The organism is Streptomyces sp. CLCI03 (genome assembly GCF_053615355.1).
The window spans coordinates 4,370,001-4,386,295 of record NZ_CM132132.1 but is presented as its reverse complement, the minus strand read 5'-3'; the positions used below and the strand labels follow the sequence as shown (position 1 = coordinate 4,386,295).

General features: G+C 69.7%; 13 protein-coding genes and 2 rRNA genes (1 of these 15 only partly in view). 7 read left to right on the top strand and 8 right to left on the bottom strand.

Annotated features, from left to right (window positions below):
* Window positions 1–131: 131 nt before the first annotated feature.
* The 4 genes from ACWG52_RS20245 to ACWG52_RS20230 form a co-directional block, all read right to left on the bottom strand.
* Entirely contained in the window at window positions 132–1,136 is a 1,005-nt protein-coding gene (locus tag ACWG52_RS20245) for a C40 family peptidase (protein WP_389816966.1), read from the bottom strand.
* A 73-nt stretch (window positions 1,137–1,209) separates the two neighbouring features.
* Window positions 1,210–2,868 carry a serine/threonine-protein kinase gene (locus ACWG52_RS20240; RefSeq protein ID WP_390169385.1) on the bottom strand — a complete coding sequence of 553 codons (1,659 nt, stop codon included), beginning with the start codon at window positions 2,866–2,868 and terminating at the stop codon, window positions 1,210–1,212.
* Window positions 2,869–2,936: 68 nt separating this feature from the next.
* Window positions 2,937–3,740, bottom strand: coding sequence for a thioesterase family protein (locus tag ACWG52_RS20235; protein WP_389816793.1), 804 nt, complete (start codon window positions 3,738–3,740; stop codon window positions 2,937–2,939).
* 51 nt (window positions 3,741–3,791) lie between these two features.
* Complete coding sequence (locus ACWG52_RS20230) at window positions 3,792–4,400, bottom strand: LysE family translocator (protein ID WP_030728571.1); 609 nt, start codon at window positions 4,398–4,400, stop codon at window positions 3,792–3,794.
* Between the two features lie 76 nt (window positions 4,401–4,476).
* Between ACWG52_RS20230 and ACWG52_RS20225 the strand changes: the two genes are divergently transcribed.
* Complete coding sequence (locus ACWG52_RS20225) at window positions 4,477–5,325, top strand: pentapeptide repeat-containing protein (protein ID WP_390141033.1); 849 nt, start codon at window positions 4,477–4,479, stop codon at window positions 5,323–5,325.
* Between the two features lie 239 nt (window positions 5,326–5,564).
* Here ACWG52_RS20225 and ACWG52_RS20220 read toward each other — a convergent pair whose 3' ends face one another.
* Window positions 5,565–6,605 carry an alpha/beta fold hydrolase gene (locus ACWG52_RS20220; RefSeq protein ID WP_453125511.1) on the bottom strand — a complete coding sequence of 347 codons (1,041 nt, stop codon included), beginning with the start codon at window positions 6,603–6,605 and terminating at the stop codon, window positions 5,565–5,567.
* Window positions 6,606–7,014: 409 nt separating this feature from the next.
* Between ACWG52_RS20220 and ACWG52_RS20215 the strand changes: the two genes are divergently transcribed.
* From ACWG52_RS20215 to ACWG52_RS20190, 6 genes are all read left to right on the top strand, one after another.
* On the top strand, window positions 7,015–7,323 hold the full coding sequence (locus ACWG52_RS20215) for a hypothetical protein (RefSeq protein ID WP_008742356.1): 309 nt from the start codon (window positions 7,015–7,017) through the stop codon (window positions 7,321–7,323).
* Window positions 7,324–7,425: 102 nt separating this feature from the next.
* Window positions 7,426–8,259 (top strand): hypothetical protein, encoded by an 834-nt coding sequence (locus ACWG52_RS20210; protein ID WP_453125509.1) that lies wholly within the window; start codon window positions 7,426–7,428, stop codon window positions 8,257–8,259.
* Window positions 8,249–9,592 (top strand): hypothetical protein, encoded by a 1,344-nt coding sequence (locus ACWG52_RS20205; RefSeq protein WP_389816783.1) that lies wholly within the window; start codon window positions 8,249–8,251, stop codon window positions 9,590–9,592. The genes ACWG52_RS20210 and ACWG52_RS20205 overlap by 11 nt, the downstream gene beginning before the upstream one ends.
* Window positions 9,589–11,151, top strand: a complete 1,563-nt coding sequence (locus tag ACWG52_RS20200) for an SCO6880 family protein (RefSeq protein ID WP_389816781.1) — start codon at window positions 9,589–9,591, stop codon at window positions 11,149–11,151. The genes ACWG52_RS20205 and ACWG52_RS20200 overlap by 4 nt, the downstream gene beginning before the upstream one ends.
* A 19-nt stretch (window positions 11,152–11,170) precedes the next feature.
* The gene (locus ACWG52_RS20195) at window positions 11,171–12,586 is read left to right on the top strand and encodes an ATP-binding protein (protein ID WP_033227127.1); all 1,416 of its coding nucleotides are present in this window, start codon (window positions 11,171–11,173) and stop codon (window positions 12,584–12,586) included.
* Between the two features lie 2 nt (window positions 12,587–12,588).
* Window positions 12,589–14,103: a type VI secretion protein gene (locus ACWG52_RS20190; RefSeq protein ID WP_453125505.1), complete on the top strand. Its 1,515-nt coding sequence runs from the start codon at window positions 12,589–12,591 to the stop codon at window positions 14,101–14,103.
* A gap of 14 nt (window positions 14,104–14,117) precedes the next feature.
* Here the strand turns inward: ACWG52_RS20190 and ACWG52_RS20185 are convergent, their stop codons facing one another.
* The 3 genes from ACWG52_RS20185 to ACWG52_RS20175 all read right to left on the bottom strand — a co-directional run.
* Entirely contained in the window at window positions 14,118–14,675 is a 558-nt protein-coding gene (locus ACWG52_RS20185; protein WP_389816777.1) for a GNAT family N-acetyltransferase, read from the bottom strand.
* Window positions 14,676–14,817: 142 nt separating this feature from the next.
* A 5S ribosomal RNA gene (rrf, locus tag ACWG52_RS20180) occupies window positions 14,818–14,934 on the bottom strand.
* Between the two features lie 79 nt (window positions 14,935–15,013).
* Window positions 15,014–16,295, bottom strand: a 23S ribosomal RNA gene (locus ACWG52_RS20175) (it continues 1,843 nt past the right edge of the window).

Below are 16,295 nucleotides of genomic sequence, written 5' to 3'. Positions count from 1 at the left end.
CACTTGATCAACCCCCGCGCCCATGGAACGCCCGTTCTGGCTCCTACGTTCCATTCTCCACGCAATGATCACTCCAACGTTATCGAAGAGTGACTCATCGTCGCAGCTCAGGGCCTTTGCCTTACGGTGAGTTACGAAGCCGACCGGCCGGCGGCGGGCCGCTCCGGCAGCGCCTCCGCACCGTCCTTGGTCACGCGCGTCGCACCGAAGTAGTCCGGGGTGTCGATCTTGTCGAACCGGATCACGGCGCCCGTGTAAGGGGCGTTGATCATGTACCCGCCGCCCACGTAGAGCCCGACGTGACGGATCTCCCGCGAGTTCGTCAGATCATCGGAGAAGAAGACGAGGTCACCGGGCAGCAGTTGATCCCGCGAAGGATGCGGCCCGGCGTTGTACTGGTCGTTCGCCACGCGCGGCAACTCGATCCCCACGGTCTCGTACGCGGCCTTGGTCAACCCGGAACAGTCGAACCGCCCGTCCTGATCGGGCGTCCCGTTGCCACCCCACAGATACGGCGTGCCGAGCTGCTTCTGCGCGAAGTAGATCGCCCCGGCGGCCTGTTGCGAGGGCGCCACCCGCCCGACGGGCCGTTCGAAACTCTTGGCCAGCGTCGTGATGGCCTTCACGTACCCCTGCGTCTCACGGAACGGGGGCACACCCTGGTGCTGCGTCACCGCCCCGGGGCCGGCGTTGTAGGCGGCCAGCATGTTCGCCACGGGATCTCCGGGCACCTTGCGCACGTACCGCGCGAGTTCGCAGTCGTACGAAGCGGCCGAGGGAATGGCGTCGTTCGGGTCCCAGATGTCGCGGTCGCCGTCACCGTCCCCGTCGATCCCGTGCGTGGCCCAGGTCCCGGGGATGAATTGGGCGATGCCCCGCGCATCGGCAGGACTCACGATGGTCGGGTTCCAGCCGCTCTCCGAGTAGAGCTGCGCGGCAAGGACGGCCGGACTCAGGGTCGGGCAGAGAACGCCCCACTTCTGCACCAGGGCCTGGTACTTCCCCGGTACGGCGCCCTTGGCCAGCCCGACCTGACGGCCACCGGCGTTGGCGATGCCCGCGGCGGCCGAGTACGTACCGACCACGAGGAGAGCCACGAAGCACAGACACGCTCCGAAGCTGATCCCGCCGATCACCCAGAATCTGCGCACCCGTCAACCCTCCCCCATCGGCCGGTCTCTCACCGGGATTCACCGACACGTGTCGGATTCATCCCTTTTGCGGCCCGCTGTCGAAGCCATCGCAGACCAATGTCGTGTGTTCCGTGTCCGAGACGGCATGCCGGAACACCACCGTCCAGCCGCCCGGATCCTGCGACAGCGGAGGTGCTTTGACGGTCTTTCCGTTCAGCCGCATGGAGAAGTCGTCCGGGTACGTGACGGACTTCCACTCCACCTCGTCACCTTCGTACAGGTCCTGGGCCTTGGCAACGAAACCGAGCTGACGATTGTCGGTCACCGCGGTGGACCGGCCGTTCTCGTCGACCTCGTGCTGCGGCTTCACGACGACGGCCACGTAGTACGGCGGCACGTCGGGGAGCGCGTTCTTGACCCGGAACGCGATCCTCACCTTGCCCGACCTCAGCTGCGGGTCGTCCATGGTCCTGGGCAGCGAGGTCTGGAAATCCGACATGCCCTCCTGCGCACCGGTCCGGGCGCAGGTGCGGTGGATCGGGTTGTAGTCGTCGAGGTTGGGCTCGGTCTGCCGGATGTACGTGGGCGGACCGGCCGGGGACTTCGACGCGGAAGCGCCCGGGCCCGCCTCACCGGCTGCGGGCGTCCGCACGGCCGGAACCTGCCCGGCGGGCGACTGCGCGGCGGGGCTCCCGCCCTGTTGATCTCCTCGGCCCCCCAACGGCAGCTTCCACACCGCCACGGCCCCGACCACGGCCAGCGCCACCCCGACGGCCACCCACACCCCGGTACGAGGCATCCGCCCGCGGCCCGCCGCGACCTGGGTCGGGGTGTAGACGTACGCCGGCCCCGGCCCCTGCGTCCGCATCTCGTGCACCGGCACGGCCTCGCCCAGCGCACCGAACCCGAGGTACACCGGATCGTCGATCAGCGCGTCCCGGACCCCGCAGCGCTCGATGACCTCACGCAGGCCCGGCCGCACCGCCGGATCCTTCGCCACGCACGCCTCGATCAGACCCGCCAGACCCGGCTCCACCCCGACCACGTCGACCGGCTCGTGCACCGACCGATAGCTCACCGTCGTCGCCACGCCCGTACCGAACGGCGGCCGCCCGGTCGCCGCGTACGCGAGGGTCGCGCCCAGCGCGAAGACGTCCGCCGCCGCCCCGGCCTCCGCGCCCAGCAACACCTCGGGCGCGCTGTACCCCGGCGTGCCCGGGGCCTGCCCGTCCTGCGTGAGAGCCGTCTCACCGACGCCCCGCGCGATGCCGAAGTCGATGAGCTGCGGGCCCTGCGCGCCCAGAATGACGTTCTGCGGCTTGAGGTCCCGATGCGTCACCCCGTACGCGTGCACACTCGCGAGCCCCTCCGCCAGCGCCGCGAACAACCGCCGGCAGGTGTCCGCGGGCAGACCGCCCCGCTCCGCCACGGCATGACCGAGCGTCGGGCCCGCCACGTACTCGGTCGCCAGCCAGTACGGCGCCACCGCCAGCGAGGCGTCGATCAGGTTCGCCGTGTACGCCGACCGCACCGCACGGACGGTCTCGGCCTCACGCCGGAACCGGGCCAAGGCCTCCGGATGCCCGGTGATCTCGTCCCGGATCACCTTCACCGCGACGAGGCGCCCACCGGGCGACCGCGCCAGGTACACCTGCCCCATCCCTCCGGCACCGAGCCGGGCCAACAGCGCATGCGCCCCGATCCGGGCGGGGTCGACGTCTCTCAGAGCCTCCACCAACCCGAGCCTGCCACACCGACTTCCGCTGAACACAGGCGGGTTGAGCGGACCGGGGCCGGATCCGACTAGGAACGCGGCGCCACGAACAGACTCTGCGCGCTCCGCCCGATCGGCCCCTTCTCGTCGTGCAACCGCGCGTCCGCGAGCCCGATCCCGGCCGCGTCCACACTCGTACGGGCCTCCACGCACGCCCACTCGCCCACCGGATGGCGGTGCAGGTGCACGGTCAGGTCACCGTTGATGAACACGTACCGCCCGAAGTCCATCACCGAACTGATCCCGTTCCCCGAGTCGGCGGCGATCAGCACCCGGTCCAACGGCCTGGGCTCCTCCCCGGCGACGAGCGGCACCTTCATCCGCATCCAGCAGGTGCCCGGGCCCAGTTCGACGAAGGCGCCCTCGGTGAACCGGGACTCCATGGCCGAGTGGTAGCCGACCTCCCACGGCACCGGGAAGAACGGCGTCACCTCCACCTCCCCGGGCGGCGGCAGCTGCGGCCCCGGGACCACGGCCGGTACGGGCTCCTGCGCGACCCGGATCCGCAGGGCCCGCGCCAGCATCACGGGCGGGCCGCCCACCGGCGCGAGGGTCGCCTCGATGACCTCGGTCCCGCGCCCGGCCCGCAGCACACCGGTGGTGATCTCCAGCTCGCCGATCGGCACCGGACGCAGGATCTCGTACGTGATCCGGGCGACCCGCATGTCCGTCCGCGCACCCGGCCGCTCCTCGACGGCCCGCCCGAGCAGCGCGGCCGGCGGCCCGGCGTGCTGCGACCCCGGGTCCCACGGCCCCCGCGTGTACTCGGTGGCCCGGAACCGCCCGGCGTCGACCCTCTCGAAGAACCCCTCGTACCCCTCGGCAGCACCCATACCGGCCACGCTACCGACAGGTAACACAGGCCACCAGACCCTGCGCCCGCCTCAGCGGGCGAACCCCAGCCCCACCCCCAGCCCCACCAGCACCGACCCGATGGCCCGGTTCAGCGCCTTCTGCGCCTTCAGCATCCGGTCGCGCAGCCGCGAGACGGAGAAGAACAGCGCCACCGCCCCGAACCAGCCGAGGTGCGCCGCCGACATGAACAGCCCGTAGCCCACCTGCTGCCACACCGGGGTCTGCGGGTTCACCACCTGCGTGAAGGTCGACACCACGAACAGCGTCGTCTTCGGATTGAGCACATTGGTCAGGAAGCCCGACCTCATCGCCCCCAGCCGGGTCAGCTGCGGCTTCGACTCCAGGTCCACGGTCAGCTCGGCCCGCGCCCGGAAGGTACGTATCCCGATCCACACCAGATAGGCCGCACCCGCCAGCTTGATCGCGGTGAACAGCGCGGTGGAGGAGGCGATCAGCAGACCGACCCCGAGCATCGTGTAGGAGACGTGGACCAGCACACCGGCCGCGACGCCGGCGGCGGCGAACAACCCGGTGGGACGCCCGTAGAGATAGCTGTTACGGACCACCATGGCGAAATCGGCGCCGGGACTGATCACGGCGAGAAGGGTGATGACGGCGACTGCGATCACTTCTGTCATACGGGGATGCTCACCGCCACGGCTCCGTGGATCAAGCCATTCCGGACAGCCGAGGACACACGCACGACGAGGGACAATGGACGACGTGCCCAGTAGCCCCGCCACCCCCGCCCCCGCGCCCGCCCCCCTGCCGGTCCTGCAGGCCGACTGCGCGAACTGCTTCGCGCTCTGCTGCGTGGCCCTGCCCTTCGCCAAGTCCAACGACTTCGCCGTGAACAAGCCCGCCGGAACCCCCTGCGGCAACCTCCAGCAGGACTTCCGCTGCGGGATCCACACCCGGCTCCGCGACGAGGGCTTCCAGGGCTGCACCGTCTTCGACTGCTTCGGCGCGGGACAGCAGGTCTCCCAGGTCACCTTCGGCGGCCGCGACTGGCGCACCCACCCCGGCACGGCCCGCCGGATGTTCGAGGTCTTCCCGGTGCTGCGGCAACTGCACGAGCTGCTCTTCTACGTCAGCGAGGCCCTGACCCTGCCGGCCGCCGCTCCGGTCCACGCGGACCTGCGCCGGGCCCTGGCGGAGACCGCGGAATGGACCCGGGCCGACGCGGAGGCCCTGGTGGACCTGGACGTCGGCGCGCTCCGGCAACGGATCAACACCCTGCTCCTGAAGACGAGCGAACTCGTACGGGCGAAGGTCCCGGGCCGCAAGAAGAACCACCGCGGCGCGGACCTGATGGGCGCCCGCCTCTCCGGAGCCGACCTCCGCGGCGCGAACCTCCGCGGCGCCTATCTGATCGCCGCCGACCTCACCCGCGCCGACCTCCGCACGGCCGACCTGATCGGCGCGGACCTCCGCGACACCGACCTGCGCGGCGCGGACCTGCGCGAAGCCGTCTTCCTCACCCAGCCCCAGCTGAACGCGGCCCAGGGCGACCCGACAACCCGAATCCCCCCCACCCTCACCCGCCCCACCCACTGGACCTGACCCACCCGTCAGGCCCGGCCGGCGTTCGAGGCACTCTTTCAGCCCCGCCGGCGTTCGAGGCGCGGGGTCCGGGGCGGAGCCCCAGCAACGGCGCCGCACCCGCCAGCCCCCCGCACCCCCACACCCTCACACCCGGGCCAAAAACCCCCGCACGGCGGCGAAGTACCCCTCCGGGTCCCCGACCCGCACCGAGTGCCCCGCCGGCAGCTCCACCAACCGCACCCCCGCCCTCCGCACCGTCATCTCCCGCGCGTGCTCCGCCGACAGCACCCCGCTCCGATCCCCCGCACCAGCAGCGTCGGCTTCCGCACCCCCAGCCAGTCCGCCCAGTGGTCCCCGTTCAGCCCCCGCTGGGACTCCACCATGTCCTCCGCCTCGAACGCGGTCCCCCACCCGTCCGGGTACTCCTGCAGGGAACCCTCCAGGTACGGCGCCGAGCTGCCCGTCCCCGCCAGGAACGCGGCCCGGGTCGCCGCCCGCCTGGGCCACTCCCGTACGAACGACAGGTCGCCGTCGACCACCGCCCCGATGTCCTCGACCACCACCGCCCGCACCAGGTCCGGCCGCCGCGCCGCGAGCTGGTACGCGGTGACCCCGCCCAGCGAGTGCCCCAGGACCACCGCCGGCCCCAGCCCCAACTGCTCCAGCAGCAGGGCCGCGTCCGCCACGTACCCCTCCCGCGTGTACTCCGCCGCCCGGTCGGACCTCCCGTGCCCCCGCTGGTCCAGGGCGATCACCCGCCACGCAGGACCCACCTCCTGGGCCAGCCCCTCGAAGGCCGTCGCCCCCGCCTCGAAGTGCCCGTGCAGCGCCAACAGCGGCGCCCCCGGCCCCCCGAAGTCCGTATAGGCGAGCCGCCGCCCGTCCTGGGTCACCATCACCCCCGGCAACGGCCCCAGCTTGTCGATGACCCGCTGCCGCAGCAGCTGGTACTCCTCCCACCGCCTGCGCAACCGCCCCGGAGGCCGCTTCACGATCCGCCCCGGCGTGACCGTCTCCCCCCGCCGGAACTGTTCCCGCGTCAGATCGATACGGACGCCCCCGGGCAGCAGGTTCCACCAGTGGTAGCCCTCCTGCCGGCCGTCGTGGAACACCTCGCCCAGCATCAGGTCCCCGCCCACGAGGTCCTGCACCACGAGGGCCGTGATGTCACAGTGCCCCCACGCCGGATTCTCCGGAGTCCAGGGGATCTTCGTGATGTCGGAGGGCTCGCAGGTCTCGGCCGACCATCCCGCCCGGATGGCCGCCTCAAGGTCCGCGAGAGTCCAAGGAGTCGTCATGCTCCCCAGCCTGCCGCACCCCACTGACAACCCCGCCGACCACTGCACCGCCACGCTCCCGCGCACCGATGAAACGACAGGAAGAGGATCCGACGGATGTCGGCGGGCCGGCGCAAGGACACGCACACCACTGCTCCGAACGGCGGCCCCTCGCCCCACCCCCCGTACGTCGAGACGACAATCATTGCCCGGCGTCACCCCCCGTGATACACAGAGTGACCGCATGTTCTCGCGCCTACGCACCGCCCCTGCCCAGGTCAGAGCGCGGACGCGGAGTGTGAGCCGCGATATCGGGTAAAGAGAGCCGTCAAGTCGACGACGGCGGCGGTTTCATCAGCGAAGATAGTGCGTGACCCCTGCCGTCGGGCAAGGGGCTTCCGGAACTACCCTTACAGGGGCGGTGAGTTACATGATCCTGGCAGCCGAAAAGGGCGACATCACCACCATCATCGGCGGAATCGCCCCGAACTGGGGGCCTTTCGGCAGTCTCGGCAACGAAGCGAAGGTCATGATCGAGGTGGTCATGGCCGTCGCGATCCTGCTCTGCCTGGGCATCGCCATCTGGGGGGCGGCCAAACAGCGCATCGGCGCGACCGCCCTGCGCGACACGTTCAGCGCCGAACAGGGCAAGGGCCTGATCGTGGCCGGGCTGACCGGAGTCTTCATCATCGGCTCCCTCGGGACGCTGTTCACGATCGTCTACGGGATGGCCGTCTAGCCGGGTCACGCGCCGGGCCCCGTAGCTGATGACGCATCACGACACCACATCCACGCGGGAACCAGGGCTACCGTCGTACGACGCGGAGGGGGCGGACAGGGAATGAGCAACGACGACCAGTACGGCGGCGCCGGCGGCTACGGCGAGGTCGGCGGCACCGGCCAGACCCGCACCCGCCTCCCGGACTCCCCGACCGACCCGTACGGCCCGACCCGCCGCACCCCCCGCGCCTCGCGCAGCCTGATCACCGTGGTCGGCGTGGTGGTCCTCCTGATCGCCGCCATCGCCTTCGCCAACTCGGCCCCGGACACCAAGTCGGACCCCGCCTCGGACAAACCCCCGACGGACTCCTCCACGGCAGCCACGGGCACGAACCCGGTGACGGACAGAACGGCGGGCATCCCCAAGGGCTTCGCCCACGACGAACAGGGCGCCCAGTCGGCCGCCGCCAACTTCGCGGTGGCGCTCGGCTCCGACGCCATGTTCAAGAAGAACACCCGGCACACCCTCGTGGACGGAATCTACGCACCCGACGTGGCAGCCCGCCTGAAGGGCCCTCAGGACGAGGCCTACTCGGCCGACTTCCTCGCCAGAATGGGACTCGACGCCAACGGAAACGCCCCGCAGGGCAGCGTCTTCGTCACCCGTACCGTCCCCATCGGCACCCGCGTGGAGAGCTACACCCCGACCACGGCCAAGATCGCCGTCTGGTACACCGGTCTGATCGGCATGTCCGGCCCCAAGACCACCGACCCCGTGCGGACCCTCTGGAAGACCTGGACCTTCGAACTGAGCTGGATCGGCGAAGGCTGGAGAGTCATCGACGACACCCAACAGGACGGGCCCGCCCCGGTTCCCGGCGATGTCCCCGTGTCGACGTCGGACGACATGAGCAAGGCCATCAAGGAGTTCGGGGGATTCACCTATGCCCGCTGACCGCCGGCTGCCCGCCCGGCTGAGCCTGATCGCCTCCGCCCACCTCGCCGTCGTGGCCATGGCGGGCACAGCCCACGCCGCTCCCACACCGACGCCGACCGGCGCTGCGACGCCGACTCCCACCCCACAGGCGACCGCCGACCCCTGCGCCCTGCTCGACGGCCCTTCCAAGCAGTACTGCCAGAGCGGAACGGGCACGTCCGGTGGCACGCCGCAGACCGGTCTCGCACCCAGCGACGGCGGAGACGCCCTCAACCCCCTCGCCTCCCTCGCCCGCGGCTGCGCCGACGCCGCCTCCTGGATCGTCACCAAGCTCAGCGAAGCGGTGAACGGCTCGGCCGAGGTCGACTTCACCAACCCCGCCTTCCTCAAGCAGTACTCCGTCGTCTTCGCCGCCTCGACCATCCTCACCCTCGTCCTCTGGCTCTTCGCCGTCGCCAAGCGAGCCGTCCGCGGCGTCCCCCTCACCACCGCCATGTCCGAAGCCATCGGCTTCCTCTGGCTCACCGTCCTCGCCTCCGCCTTCACCCCCCTCGTCCTCTACACCGTCGTCTCCGCCACCGACGGCGTCACCGCGGTCATCGCCTCCGCCACCGGCGGCCAGACCGACGTCTTCTTCGGCTCCTTCTCCGAAGCCCTCAAGAAGGGCGACGACATCGGCGGCGGCCCGATCATGCTGATCGTCGTCGCACTCGTCACCGTCCTCGCCGCCGGCGTGCTCTACCTGGAGCTGTTCATCCGGGCCGCCCTCCTCTACGTCGGCGCCCTCCTCGGCGTCGTCGTCTACTCCGGGCTCGTCGACCGCAACCTCTGGGGCCACGTCCGCCGCTGGGCCGGCATCATGATCGCCGTCATCCTCGTGAAGCCGGTCATCGTCATCGTCCTCGGCCTCGCCGGCGCCCTGACCGGAGAGAAGGGCCCCAACGCCTTCTCCGCCGTCGTCACCGGCCTCGCCATCATCCTCCTGGCGATCTTCGCCTCCGCGATGATCTACCGCTTCGTCCCCGGCTTCGGCGACGAGATCGCCTCCGCCCGCTCCAACCGCAGCAAGGCCACTGACGGCGCCCAGGCGGCCGCCGTCATCAGCTCCCCGGCCTCCCTCGTCTCGCAGGGCATCAAGACCCACAGCAGCCGCGGTGCCCACCGCGGCGACGGCGGCAGCGGCGGCAACAACGCCCCCCGCCCCGCCAACCCCCTCTCCGGAGGCGTGGCCGCCCACAGCAGCCGACCCACCTCCGGCGGCGGAGCCGGCAGCGGCGGATCTGTCCCCTCCGCCGCACCCCCGCCCCGCACGAGCTCGAGCACGAGGAACACAGGAGGTGACGGGCGTTGACGACCCAGTCCCACCAGCTGCACCCGGTCGCGCCCCGCCGCACGTATCTCATCGGCCGCGCCCGGCCGAACGCGATCGTCGGCAAGAACCGCGAGACCGGCGAGATCGCCCTGATCATCGCCGGGGCGTTCTTCGGCATGATGAGCGGACTGCTCGTCCCCGACCTCACCCTGCGCATCGTCAGCCTCGCCGGCTTCCCCATGATCGCGCTCGCCGCCGTGTACGTCCCGTACAAGGGCCGCACCTTCTACCGCTGGTTCGAGATCAGCCGCAGCTACAAGCGCACCCTGCGCCGCGGCACGGCCTACCGCTCGGGCGCCATGGAAGCCGGCATCCGCGGCTCCGACGGCCGCGAGGTCGAGGTCGGCCCGCCCCCCGGCATCGGCCGCATCAGCTGGCTCGCCGCCCCCTTCGGCCCCGACGAGATCGCCGTCCTCCTGCACGCGGACCGCCGTACCGTCACCGCCGCCATCGAGATCGAGGGCCCCGGCGTCGGCCTGCGCGACAGCGAGGACCAGGAAGCCCTCGTCGACCGCTTCGGCACCCTCCTCAAGCACGTGGCCAACGGCGACGGCTTCGTCACCCGCCTCCAGATGCTCGCCCGTACCCTCCCCGCCGACCCGGACGCGCACGCCAAGGACGTGGCCCAGCGCGGCGACACCCAGGCCCCCGGCTGGCTCCGCGACTCCTACGACCAGCTCCAGTCGATGGTGTCCACCTCCTCCGAGCAGCACCGCGCGTACCTCGTCGCCTGCATGCACTACACGCGCGACCTCGCCGCCGAGGCCAACGCCATCGCCCGCGCCGGCACCCCCCACAAGGGCCGCAAGCTCGACCGCGACGCCGGCCTCGCCATCGTCATGGCCCGCGAGCTCACCGACATCTGCGCCCGCCTCGCCGAGGCCGACATCCGCGTCCGCCAGCCCCTCGGCCAGGGACGCCTCTCCTCCCTCGTGCACTCCATGTACGACCCGGACCACCCCATCGACCACATCCAGGCCATGACCAAGCGCAACGCCTGGCCCGCCGAGCTCGACGCCGTGGAGCCCACCTTCCTCCAGGCCAAGACCCGCGAATCCTCCACCCGCGCCCCCTGGTGCCACGCCACCGCCTGGGTCAAGGAGTGGCCGATGACGCCCGTGGGCGTCAACTTCCTCGCCCCGCTGCTCGTCCACACCCCCGACGTGATCCGTACGGTCGCCGTCACCATGGACCTGGAGCCCACCGAGGTCGCCATCGAGCGCATGCTCACCGAGAAGACCAACGACGAGGCCGACGCCTCCCGCGCCGCCAAGATGAACCGCACCGTCGACCCCCGCGACATCGCCGCCCACGGCCGGCTCGACCAAAGAGGTGAAGATCTCGCCAGCGGTGCGGCAGGAGTCAACCTCGTCGGGTACATCACGGTGTCCTCTCGTTCGCCGGAGGCCCTCGCCCGCGACAAGCGGACGATCCGCGCCTCCGCCGGCAAGTCCTACCTGAAGCTGGAATGGTGCGACCGCGAGCACCACCGCGCCTTCGTCAACACCTTGCCGTTCGCCACCGGCATCCGACGCTAGCTGGAGGGAAGTGCCGCCCATGCGAGATCCCATGTCCGCCCTGACGGACGCCTTCACCAGCTTCCTCTTCGGCAAAGTCGAAACCACGCGCCTGCCCGTCCGCACCTCCACCGGGCAGGCGCAAGCCGTCTACCTGCCCACCGCCGCCCCCGGCCTCGGCGACTCCGGCGTCATCATCGGCCGCGAGGTCTACAGCGGCAAGGGCTACATCTACGATCCCTTCCAGCTGTACGGACAGCAGCTCCCGGCCCCCCACTGGCTGGTCCTCGGCGAATCCGGAAACGGAAAGTCCGCCCTGGAGAAGACCTACGTCCTACGCCAGCTCCGCTTCAAGGACCGCCAGGTCGTCGTCCTCGACGCCCAGGGCGAGGACGGCGTCGGCGAGTGGAACCTGATCGCCCAGCAGCTGGGGATAACCCCCATCCGCCTGGACCCCATCGCCGCCAACGACGACGGGATCCGCCTCAACCCCCTCGACCCGGCCATCACCGCGACCGGTCAGCTCGCCCTGCTCCGGACCATCATCGAGGTGGCCATGGGCCACGGCCTGGACGAGCGCTCGGGCTTCGCACTGAAGGTCGCGCACGCCTACGTCGTGGAGACCATCACCACGCGCCAGCCGGTCCTGACCGACATCGTGGAACAACTGCGCCACCCCGAGCCCGAATCCGCCCTCGCGATGAACGTCGACATAGACGATGTCCGGGCCTGGGGCCTCGACGTCGCGCTCGTCATCGACCGCCTCGTCGACGGTGACCTGCGCGGCATGTTCGACGGCCCCACCACCGTCGGCATCGACCTCGACGCCCCACTGATCGTCTTCGACCTCTCCCACATCGACCGCAACTCCATCGCGATGCCGATCCTCATGGCGATCGTCGGCGTCTGGCTGGAGCACACCTGGATCCGCCCCGACCGGAAGAAGCGCATCTTCCTGGTCGAGGAGGCCTGGCACATCATCAACAGCCCCTTCGTGGCCCAGCTGTTCCAGCGCCTGCTCAAGTTCGGCCGGCGCCTGGGCCTCTCCTTCGTCGCGGTCGTCCACCACCTCTCGGACGTGGTCGACGGCGCGGCGGCACGCGAGGCGGCGGCCATCCTCAAGATGGCCTCGACCCGAACGATCTACGCCCAGAAGGCGGACGAGGCCAGAGCCACGGGCCGGGTCCTGGGCCTGCCGCGCTGGGCCGTCGAGATCATCCCGACCCTCACCCCGGGCATCGCCGTCTGGGACGTCAACGGCAACGTCCAGGTGGTCAAACACCTGATCACCGAGGCCGAACGCCCCCTGGTCTTCACCGACCGCGCCATGACCGAGTCCTCCGCCCCCACCCGCCTCCCCGCCGACATGCTCGCCGCCGAACTGGAGGCGGAGGAAAGGGCCCTGTCCATCGAACGCCGCCGCGGCGGCCCCGGTTCCGCGACCACGGTGGCCTGACCATGCACGACGCACGACGTACGGAGCCCCCCGCGCGCGGCGGCGTCCCCGACGGCCTGCTGGTCGGCCTCCTGGCCTTCCTCCTCGGCCTCGCCGTCCTCGTCTGGTCGGCCACCGGCCTGGCAGCCGTCCTGGCGAAGGGCTCCTGGCCCGACACGGTCACCTTCACCCGGACCCCGGGGGCCGTCCGCGCCCTGATAGCGCAACCGCACGACATCGCCGCCGCCTGGCCGGACACCGACCCGGCGGCCCTGTCGGGCTGGGGCCTCTTCTGGGGCCTGTTCGTCAGCCAGCTCCTGGTGATGTTCGTCCTCACCGTCTTCGCCATCGGCGTGATCGCCCGCACCAAGTCCCGCCGCGCCGTCGCGAGACAGCTCGCGCAGTCTCCCGTACCGCACCCCGCCGAACCGGCCCAGGCCCCCGCGGCCCCGCAGCCGTTCGAGGCCGCGGGGGCCGGTGCCGGCACCCGCGGCAGCTCCGCCCCACCGCCTCCGTCACGGGCGCCGTCACGGTCACCGGATCCCTCCGACGAGGCCTACCGCTACGGCTTCGGCTACGCCCCCCAGCCGGCCGCCGCAGCCACCCTCCCGCACGACCCGGCGGACGCGAACGGCCTCGTCTACGGCGGCCCGAACGACCGCTTCCGCGCCGCCGCACACCGCATCCAGGAGATCGAGGGGGCAGCGCTCGTCGTGACCTCCTCCCCGACCCTCTGGGCCGAGACCAAGGACGCCCGCGCCAAACTCGGCCCGGTCCTCCTCTACGACCCCTCCCACCTGTGCGACACCCCGGCCCGCATGCACTGGAACCCTGCCGAGGGCTGCGCCGACCGCGACACCGCCGCGGCCCGCGCGATCGCCCTGCTGGCCCCCGTACGGCCCCAGGCCCGCATGGACGCGGCGGTGGCCGACACCGCGGAAACCCTCCTCCGCAGCTGGCTGCAGGCCACCGCTCTGGAGGACCGCCCGTTCAAGCTGCTCCACCGCTGGGCCCAGGGCAACAGCGCCCAGGACCCCGTACGCGTCCTCCGTACGCACCCCCACGCCGCCCCCGGCGCGGCCGGTGAGCTGGAGAGTGCCCTCACCGCCCACCCCGAACGCCGAGAGCTGGCACAGCACCTGACGGCCCGTGCCCTGTCCTGCCTGACCTCGATCCACATCCGCGAGGCATGCAATCCGAACCGAACAGATGCGCTCACCTTGGCATCATTCGTGACCGAGGGGGGCACCCTCTACTTGGTGGGTGAAGCTCTGGAGGACCCTCGCACCCACCCGGGTGCGATGCCTTTGCTCACCGCACTCGCCTCTCACGTGGTCGAGCACGGCCGCCGCATGGCCGCACGGTCATCCCACGGTCGGCTCGACCCACCACTCTCCCTGGTGCTGGACGATGTGGCCGCCGTGGCCCCGATCCCCCAGCTCCCGGAACTCCTGACCGAGGGCACGCTCCCCCTGCTCGCCCTGTGCCGCAGCCGCGAACAGGCCCGCTCCCGCTGGCCGGAAGCGACGCTCCCCTAGAACGGGGACCGTGCTCACGCTCCCGGGCGCGTGTAGACGTACTCCCGCTCCTTGGCGCCGGTCTCCAGCGGTATCAGCAGACCGCTGGCCTCGAACCCGTACCGCCGGTAGAAGCTCTCCGCCCGCGGGTTGTCCTCGTGCACGAACAACCGCACCCGCTCGGTCGCCGGCTCCTCCAGCGACCAGGCCCATTCCAGCGCGGCGTCGAACAGCCTCTCCACGAGCCCGCTGCCTCGCTGCTCGGGGCGGACGAACACCCCGACCAGGTGGCCCTGCTGCTGCTCGATGGCCTCACCGAAGTAGTCGGTGCCGCCCTGCGCCTCGATGAGCACGGTCACGGACCCGACCCACCGACCATCACCGGCCTCGGCGATGAACTGCCGGGCGCCTCGCCCCTCGGCGGCCCCCGCGGCACGCTGCTGCCAGAACTCGTCGCCCTGGGCGAGCGCCCCTTCCTCGGTCTCCAGGAAGGCCACGTTCGCGGCGGGATCCCGGAGCGCCACCAGCCGAAGCTCCTTGACCTTCTCCCACTCGTCGCCCCGTACGGCCCTGATCACGTAGTCATCGCTCATGCTCGGGATCCTAACGACCGACCATGGCCGGCTCACCAGCGTTTTCCCACGCACGCGCACGCGTACGGCATTCCGGGTCGTGAACGCAGAAAAGCCCCGCACCGAACCCGTAAAGGGCTGGTGCGGGGCTTCCGCAATGATTGTTCGGCGGCGTCCTACTCTCCCACAGGGTCCCCCCTGCAGTACCATCGGCGCTGAAAGGCTTAGCTTCCGGGTTCGGAATGTAACCGGGCGTTTCCCTAACGCTATGACCACCGAAACACTATGAAATTCTGAACATGCTGGTGTTGACACAGCTGTTCGTTATTTCAGAACTAACACAGTGGACGCGAGCAACTGAGGACAAGCCCTCGGCCTATTAGTACCAGTCAGCTTCACCCGTTACCGGGCTTCCACATCTGGCCTATCAACCCAGTCGTCTACTGGGAGCCTTACCCTCTCAAGGAGGTGGGAATACTCATCTTGAAGCAGGCTTCCCGCTTAGATGCTTTCAGCGGTTATCCCTCCCGAACGTAGCCAACCAGCCATGCCCTTGGCAGGACAACTGGCACACCAGAGGTTCGTCCGTCCCGGTCCTCTCGTACTAGGGACAGCCCTTCTCAATATTCCTACGCGCACAGCGGATAGGGACCGAACTGTCTCACGACGTTCTAAACCCAGCTCGCGTACCGCTTTAATGGGCGAACAGCCCAACCCTTGGGACCGACTCCAGCCCCAGGATGCGACGAGCCGACATCGAGGTGCCAAACCATCCCGTCGATATGGACTCTTGGGGAAGATCAGCCTGTTATCCCCGGGGTACCTTTTATCCGTTGAGCGACGGCGCTTCCACAAGCCACCGCCGGATCACTAGTCCCGACTTTCGTCCCTGCTCGACCCGTCGGTCTCACAGTCAAGCTCCCTTGTGCACTTACACTCAACACCTGATTGCCAACCAGGCTGAGGGAACCTTTGGGCGCCTCCGTTACCCTTTGGGAGGCAACCGCCCCAGTTAAACTACCCATCAGACACTGTCCCTGATCCGGATCACGGACCGAGGTTAGACATCCAGCACGACCAGAGTGGTATTTCAACGACGACTCCACAACCACTGGCGTGGCTGCTTCAAAGTCTCCCACCTATCCTACACAAGCCGAACCGAACACCAATATCAAACTGTAGTAAAGGTCCCGGGGTCTTTCCGTCCTGCTGCGCGAAACGAGCATCTTTACTCGTAGTGCAATTTCACCGGGCCTATGGTTGAGACAGTCGAGAAGTCGTTACGCCATTCGTGCAGGTCGGAACTTACCCGACAAGGAATTTCGCTACCTTAGGATGGTTATAGTTACCACCGCCGTTTACTGGCGCTTAAGTTCTCAGCTTCGCAACCCCGAAAGGTCACTAACCGGTCCCCTTAACGTTCCAGCACCGGGCAGGCGTCAGTCCGTATACATCGCCTTACGGCTTCGCACGGACCTGTGTTTTTAGTAAACAGTCGCTTCTCGCTGGTCTCTGCGGCCACCCCCAGCTCACGGAGCAAGTCCGATCACCAGTGATGGCCCCCCTTCTCCCGAAGTTACGGGGGCATTTTGCCGAGTTCCTTAACCATAGTTCACCCGAACGCCTCGGTATTCTCTACCT

Coding starts and splice junctions, on each gene's coding strand:
- ACWG52_RS20235 (WP_389816793.1), bottom strand. CDS start 3,740: ATGGGTGCTGCCGAGGGGTACGAGGGGTTCTTCGAGAGGGTCGACGCC.
- ACWG52_RS20230 (WP_030728571.1), bottom strand. CDS start 4,400: ATGACAGAAGTGATCGCAGTCGCCGTCATCACCCTTCTCGCCGTGATC.
- ACWG52_RS20225 (WP_390141033.1), top strand. CDS start 4,477: ATGGACGACGTGCCCAGTAGCCCCGCCACCCCCGCCCCCGCGCCCGCC.
- ACWG52_RS20220 (WP_453125511.1), bottom strand. CDS start 6,605: ATGACGACTCCTTGGACTCTCGCGGACCTTGAGGCGGCCATCCGGGCG.
- ACWG52_RS20215 (WP_008742356.1), top strand. CDS start 7,015: ATGATCCTGGCAGCCGAAAAGGGCGACATCACCACCATCATCGGCGGA.
- ACWG52_RS20210 (WP_453125509.1), top strand. CDS start 7,426: ATGAGCAACGACGACCAGTACGGCGGCGCCGGCGGCTACGGCGAGGTC.
- ACWG52_RS20205 (WP_389816783.1), top strand. CDS start 8,249: ATGCCCGCTGACCGCCGGCTGCCCGCCCGGCTGAGCCTGATCGCCTCC.
- ACWG52_RS20195 (WP_033227127.1), top strand. CDS start 11,171: ATGCGAGATCCCATGTCCGCCCTGACGGACGCCTTCACCAGCTTCCTC.
- ACWG52_RS20190 (WP_453125505.1), top strand. CDS start 12,589: ATGCACGACGCACGACGTACGGAGCCCCCCGCGCGCGGCGGCGTCCCC.
- ACWG52_RS20185 (WP_389816777.1), bottom strand. CDS start 14,675: ATGAGCGATGACTACGTGATCAGGGCCGTACGGGGCGACGAGTGGGAG.